Below are 7,127 nucleotides of genomic sequence, written 5' to 3' on the forward strand. Positions count from 1 at the left end.
TATTAAATTTTACAAAAAAATCGCTTTCTTTAGAAAATACATATATATCTTTGAGATTATGGAACTTTCATTGTGGAAATGAAAATGAGATTCAGATGGAAGGGAATAGAAAAATTATAGATAGGATTGAAAAATATTTTGATTTAGGCTATAAGATCGAGGATAAATTAGTTCCAGGTCACGGTCTGAAGATAAAGAAGAGATTATATCTGAATACCGATCTAGAATTCAAATGGCCAGAACTAGTTGATGAATATGAAAATGAAGATGGATTTTGTTATGGGTTACGGACTCAGATAGGGATCTTAGTAGACGGAACTGTGATTCCATGCTGTTTAGACGGTGAAGGTGTAGTGAATCTAGGAAACATCTTTGAAACACCATTTAAAGAGATAGTAGAGGGAAAAAGAGCTACTGCTATATACGATGGATTCAGTAATAAAAAAGCTGTTGAGGAACTGTGTAAAAAATGTACTTTTAAGGAAAAATTTTAAATGTGATTTTAGGAGGCAATTCTATGTATGAAGAATTGAAAAAAATAATAGATACAAGTGATAATATTGTATTCTTTGGAGGAGCTGGTGTTTCTACAGAAAGTGGGATTCCTGATTTTAGGAGTGCTACAGGCTTATATTCTCATAGCCCTGAATATTTAGTGAGTAGAACATATTTTAATAAAGATAAAGATGGATTTTTTGAATTTTATAAAAAATATCTAGTATATGAAGATGTTAAACCAAATGATGCACATAAGATACTGGCACATCTAGAAAAAATAGGTAAATTAAAAGCAGTTATTACCCAAAATATAGACGGATTACATCAAATGGCAGGAAGTAAAAACGTTTTAGAGCTTCATGGGAGTATCCATAGGAATCATTGTATGGACTGTGGTACTTTCTATACCTTGGATGAAATAATGGATAAGAAGGGTGTTCCTCATTGTTCTAAATGTAATGGGATAATAAAACCAGATGTTACCTTATATGAAGAAGTTCCAGATATGAATAGCTATGATAGAGCCATGCATTATATTGCTAATGCTGATGTTTTAATTGTAGGAGGGACTTCACTTGTAGTTCAGCCTGCTGCTTCCTTGGTAGATCTTTATAGGGGGAATAAATTGATTTTGATAAATAAAGATTCTACAAGTTATGATACCAGAGCAAATTTGGTTATTTCAGATAAAATAGGAAAAGTTCTGAAAACAGTGGAATAAATATACAAAATAATCTTTGAGTATAAAAAAAAGTTATAAAATAATAGGAGGAAGAATATGTACGATTTACAGGAAAGTGTAGAAAAATTAAATGATTATTTAGAAGGTTTATTACCTGGAATAGATGGTGAAATAGACATTGATATGAGTGAGGAAAAAGACAACTATTATTGGAATTTTGACTACGACAAAAGAAGTTATATGCTTACTTGCAATAAGGAAACAGGAGCTATTCTAGGGGAAAGTTGGAGAGAGGGAACTAAAGCACAGTATAAAAGGCATTAAAAATATATTTTATGATGTGAAAAAAGAAGAAACCTATTTCTTTTTTGAATATGATAAATTGTATAATGAATTGTTCCAGCTGATAAAATAAAAAAAGACTCATAGTAAAATCTATACACGAAAATTAAACAAATAAAATTTAGAGATCGTATAATCATTAAAACACTAATAAAACAAGGCTTATTTGCTTAATAATCAAGTAGAACAATTAAACTATAATTTTAATTTTTTAAAAAAATTTGACTTTTCATTTTTTTCAGTGTATTACTATATTAAGATAGATAGTTGATAGTTTCAAAAGTTAATTTAATTTTGTTTAATGTCGGTCATTAGGATTATCATTATTAGAAGTTAAAGTTTTTTGTTAAAATGTATTTTGAAAATAGCAAGAGTAATAGAATAAGGGGATGATCTATGAATTATCCATACAAAGTAAAGAGTAACATGATAAACCAACTAGTTGTAGAAATAAAAGTTAAAAGAAAAAAAATATTAAAAAATAACAAGTAACTGTTGAGAGTTATTCGTTATGTTTCAAGTTCCAAAATAACCTATTTTAGACAATGCTTATTTGTTCTAAATTTAAAATAACAACCAGTTAATTATGATCTGGATATTATTTTAAAAGAAAAAATTTATTAGAAATGAAAAATTTAGAAGTATTAGAGTTAAAAGTTAAATTTATAAAATGGTAAAGATTATTGTATTTCTGTTAGTATATTTAATGTATTTTTAAAACTATCTATCTATGAAAAAAGGAACTCCTCAGAGTTCCTTTTTCATTTGCTTAACCTTTAGCGATTATATCTTCAATAAATGAAATTACTTCTTCTGCTTTTACTTCAAAAGCTTCATTTGTTCTTCTAACTTTAACCTCTACTAATCCATCCTTAGCCCCTCTTCCAACTATTAATTTAATAGGGAATCCGATTAAGTCTGCATCTTTAAATTTAAATCCTGGTCTTTCTTTTCTATCATCGATTACAGTATCGATATTTTTCTCAATCAATTCAGCATATAATTTTTCTGCTAATCCTAATTGATCTACATCTTTAATATTTGCAGGAATTACATCTACTAAATAAGGAGCTATTGACATAGGCCAGATAATTCCATTTTCATCATTATTTTGTTCTATTGCAGCAGCTAGAGTTCTAGAAACTCCTATACCATAACATCCCATAGTCATTATCTTTGTCTTCCCATTTTCATCTAAGAATGTTGCTCCCATACTTTCAGAATATTTATTTCCAAGTTTGAATACATGACCAGCTTCTATTCCTCTAGCACTTTCTAATTTTCCTTCACTACATCTAGGACATCCTTCACCAGCTTTTACAGTTCTAACATCTCCTACAATATGAGCTGTATAATCTCTACCATAGTTTACGTTCATATAGTGTGTATCCACTTTATTTCCACCAGCAGTGTGGTTTACAATCTTAGTTACACTCTCATCAGCAACAAGTGTCATATCACCTAATTCAAGGTTGTATGGCCCCATATAACCTTTTACTAACTTATAAGTCTCAAGATCAGCGTCACTTAACATAACTAAATCAGTTTCATTTAATAAGTTCTTAAGTTTAACCTCGTTTATCTCATAATCTCCTCTTTGTAAAACCATATATGCTTTTAATGATAAAGTATCCATATAAGTAATAGCTTTTACAGTTTTAGAAGCAGGAATCCCAAAATATTCACAAACGTCATCTATTTTAGCAACATTAGGAGTATCTCTTAACTCTGTTTCTGCTAATTCTTCTTTTGTTTCTACTGTTTTTTCTCTTATAACACTTTCTGCTTTCTCAATATTAGCAGCATAGTCACAAGTGTCACAGAAGATTATTTCATCCTCACCAGATTCAGCTAACACATGAAATTCTTGTGATCCACTTCCTCCGATAGCTCCTGAATCTGCTTCTACAGATCTAAATTTTAGGCCGCATCTTTCAAAAATTCTTGTGTATGCAGCTTTCATATTTTCAAATTCATCGTCTAAAGATTCATCAGTTGCATGAAATGAGTAAGCATCCTTCATTAGGAACTCTCTTCCTCTCATAAGCCCAAATCTAGGTCTTCTTTCATCTCTAAATTTAGTTTGAATTTGGTAAAGACTAAGTGGTAAAGACTTATATGATGATATATCATTTCTAATTATATCTGTGATTACCTCTTCGTGAGTAGGACCTAATATAAAATCTCTGTCATGTCTATCTTTAAGTCTCATCATTTCAGGTCCCATTACTTCCCATCTTCCAGTTTCTTTCCATAATTCCGCTGGTTGCAATACTGGCATGAATATTTCTTGTGAACCCGCTCTATCCATCTCTTCTCTAGTTATTGTTTCTACTTTTTTTAAAGCTTTATACCCTAAAGGAAGGTATGTATATACTCCACTTGCTAATTTTTTTATCATTCCTGATCTTAACATCAATTGATGACTAACTACCTCAGCATCTTTCGGTGTTTCTTTTAATGTTTTTGCATACATCTTACTAAATCTCATATGATCTAATCCTCCTAATATTTTGATAAAAGACTATCCTTCATCAATAATTTTAAATTAATAAATTATTTTGTCTTGTAATTTTTCTTATCTATCATTATATCAAGTTTGTTTTGGTTTATCAAAATTTTTATTGATATAAAATAAAATTGTGAATTTTTTCTATAAATTATACTGTTCTACCCCTACTTTGTTTCCCAGTGTTAAACACAAGTTCAAAACTTATATTTTTTTAAAATGCTGATTCAAGTATATGTTTAATCTATCTGTGCTTTCATATACAATTTCCATGCTTTTTAACTCAATTGCTCCTATAACTCCAGTGTCGTAACTCCCACAATCTATAGATATTTTCTGATTATCCACAAAATGAATCTTTCCATCTAAATTAGGAGTGTGTCCGTAAATTATAATTTTATCGGTTTTTAAAAGGGGATAATCTATAAATTTATTCCTTATCCATGTCATCTCATAGGGGACTTGATCCTCGATACTTTTTTCTGGATTTATCCCTCCATGAACTACAAAATATTTACCTAAATCCACTGCCATAGGCATGTTTTTTATATATTTCAAATGTTTATTCAAAATATCATACTCTTTTTCATAGGAATTAATAGTCTGTCTTCCTCCATTTCTATACCAAGCAAATAATTCACCTTTTTCAATGGCATTGACCATAAGATCTTCATGATTCCCAAAGGTGTGGATTATGTTCAACCCACTCTCTACCAAGTTTTGTATTGTTTCATACATCTTCAAACTAGAAGGCCCGCGATCGCAAGAATCCCCATTTATAATCAATAAATCATCTGTAGTTAATTTTATTTTATCCAATAATTTTAAAAATACATTATGATATCCATGGATATCACTTATAATCCATACCCTCTCATAATCTTCCATATTTAACTTAATTATATTCATAAATTTACTCCTATTTAATCTCATCCACTTTAAATTTTTCTACTATATCTGTCCTCAATGTATTTTCCTGTACCTCACCACTATTTTTTCTTAGATATTCTATGGAGATATCCCTCACTAACTTTATGGTTTTTACATCGTGAACTATATCTACAAATTTTAGATCTGATATCCCACTTTGACGTGTCCCAAATATTTCCCCAGGTTTCCGAAGTTTTAAATCTTCCTCGGCTATTAAAAAACCGTCTGTAGTTGATTCCATAACTTTTAATCTCGATTTAGAAATGTCATTATCTGTTTTGGCTATTAAAAAACAATAAGATTTATGTTTACCTCTTCCTACCCTTCCACGGAGCTGATGTAGACCTGCTAATCCAAATCTATTGGCATTAGTTATCATCATAATAGTGGCATTAGGAACGTCCACTCCTACCTCTATAACAGTGGTAGAAACCAGTATCTGTATCTTATTTTTTTTAAACCTAGCCATTACTTTTTCCTTTTCTAAATTTTTCATCTTTCCATGTAGAAGACCTATCTCAAATTCAGAAAATCTTTTGACCATCTCCTCATAGAGTTCTGTAGCCGAAGTAACGGCCATTTTTTCACTTTCCTCAATAAGGGGAGCTACGATATATGTTTGTCTTCCTTTAACCAATTGTTTTCTAATGAAATCATAAGCTTTTTCTAGATCATTATCTGACTCTATCCACTTAGTCTTTATAGGTGTCCTCCCTGGAGGCAATTCATCTATTATAGAAACATCCAAATCCCCATAGATACTAAGAGCCAAGGATCTTGGAATAGGTGTGGCACTCATAACCAAGAGATTAGATATTTCTCCTTTATCTCTTAATTTTTTCCGCTGTTCCACCCCAAATCTATGTTGTTCATCTACAACAATCAATCCTAATTTCTTAAATTCTACATGATCCTCAATAAGAGCATGGGTTCCAACCACAATATCGATAACACCCTCTCTTATCTCAGATAATAATTTTTCTCGTCTTTTGCCCTTTATACTTCCAGTTAGGATCTCTACTCTCACTCCTAATTCCGATAAACCATCTACCATAGATAAATAATGCTGTACGGCTAATATCTCTGTAGGAGCCATGATTACTCCTTGATAGGAATTTTCCACAAGATATAAAAGCATTAAAACGGCCACAATAGTTTTTCCAGATCCAACATCTCCTTGGATCAGTCTATTTACTATCTTTCCACCTGATAGATCTTTATATATCTCTGTAATCACTTTTTTTTGCGCTCTTGTAAGATCAAATCCTAAACTGTTTAGATATTTTTTCACCATATGTCTTTCATCATTTAACTTATATTTAGAATTATTGTCCGCATCCAATTGAAACCTTTTAGACAAGATTCCTAATTCCAAAATTAGGAGTTCTTCTACAGCCATCCTATTTTTGGCTTTTTCTATTTCCCTTAGATTTTTTGGCATATGAATTTTTAAAATAGCTTCTTTTCGTCCCATTAATTTATATTCTTGGAGTATTTCTTTGGGTATATTTTCTTCCACAAGGGGAATATATTTTTTTATCGTATCCTTTATTATTTTTCGTAATCCATTTTGAGATAAATTTCTATTACTGCTGTAGATAGGTTTTATCTCCTCACTTAATTTACCACTATATTTTCTGTATTCTGGACTAGCAATCTGAAAGTTATATCCCCTCTTTACATTCCCAATAAATACATATTCCTCTCCTACTTGGAGGCTTTTCTTTAGATACGGCATCTGGAACCAAACCATATCTAGCATTCCTGTCCCGTCAGTAATACGAGCCACTGTCATGGTTTTACGAGTTTTAGTTTTCCTGTTTTCCACAGAAATAATTCTTCCAATAACCACTACATATTCTTCCGATCTGATATCACCTATTTTTTTTATATTAGACCTATCCTCATAGGTTCGAGGGAAAAAACATATTAAATCCATGATGGTATTTATTCCTAAATTTTTTAGGGAGACTATAGTTTTTTCTCCTACTCCCTTAATATCTAAAGTTTCTATTTTATTATATAAGTTTTTGTACATAAGTTCCTCCATTCATTCTTTGCTTGTCCAAAGAACGGATAACCTTACCCTCTCCGGTCCTATCGGACACCCTCTCCCTCAAAGGGCGAGGGAACCCATTCTACTCTACTTCGGTTTCTCCCTACGAG

General features: G+C 31.0%; 6 protein-coding genes. 3 read left to right on the plus strand and 3 right to left on the minus strand.

Annotated features, from left to right (window positions below):
- The 3 genes from WBG30_RS07760 to WBG30_RS07770 all read left to right on the plus strand — a co-directional run.
- Positions 1-494, plus strand: a 494-nt coding sequence (locus WBG30_RS07760) for an SPASM domain-containing protein (protein WP_424504072.1), incomplete at its 5' end; no start/stop codon positions are given.
- 23 nt (positions 495-517) lie between these two features.
- A complete protein-coding gene (locus tag WBG30_RS07765; protein WP_424504073.1) occupies positions 518-1,219 on the plus strand; it encodes an NAD-dependent protein deacylase in 702 nt (233 codons plus the stop codon).
- A 57-nt stretch (positions 1,220-1,276) separates the two neighbouring features.
- Positions 1,277-1,504 carry a hypothetical protein gene (locus tag WBG30_RS07770; protein ID WP_424504074.1) on the plus strand — a complete coding sequence of 76 codons (228 nt, stop codon included), beginning with the start codon at positions 1,277-1,279 and terminating at the stop codon, positions 1,502-1,504.
- 787 nt (positions 1,505-2,291) lie between these two features.
- Here the strand turns inward: WBG30_RS07770 and WBG30_RS07775 are convergent.
- From WBG30_RS07775 to recG, 3 genes are all read right to left on the minus strand, one after another.
- On the minus strand, positions 2,292-4,013 hold the full coding sequence (locus WBG30_RS07775) for a proline--tRNA ligase (protein WP_424504075.1): 1,722 nt from the start codon (positions 4,011-4,013) through the stop codon (positions 2,292-2,294).
- A gap of 222 nt (positions 4,014-4,235) precedes the next feature.
- Positions 4,236-4,940 carry a metallophosphoesterase family protein gene (locus WBG30_RS07780; protein WP_424504076.1) on the minus strand — a complete coding sequence of 235 codons (705 nt, stop codon included), beginning with the start codon at positions 4,938-4,940 and terminating at the stop codon, positions 4,236-4,238.
- Positions 4,941-4,950: 10 nt separating this feature from the next.
- Positions 4,951-6,999: an ATP-dependent DNA helicase RecG gene (gene recG / locus WBG30_RS07785; RefSeq protein ID WP_424504077.1), complete on the minus strand. Its 2,049-nt coding sequence runs from the start codon at positions 6,997-6,999 to the stop codon at positions 4,951-4,953.
- Positions 7,000-7,127 lie beyond the last annotated feature (128 nt).

The sequence above is a fragment of the Psychrilyobacter sp. genome, assembly GCF_049671765.1.
Classification (GTDB): Bacteria; Fusobacteriota; Fusobacteriia; order Fusobacteriales; family Fusobacteriaceae; genus Psychrilyobacter.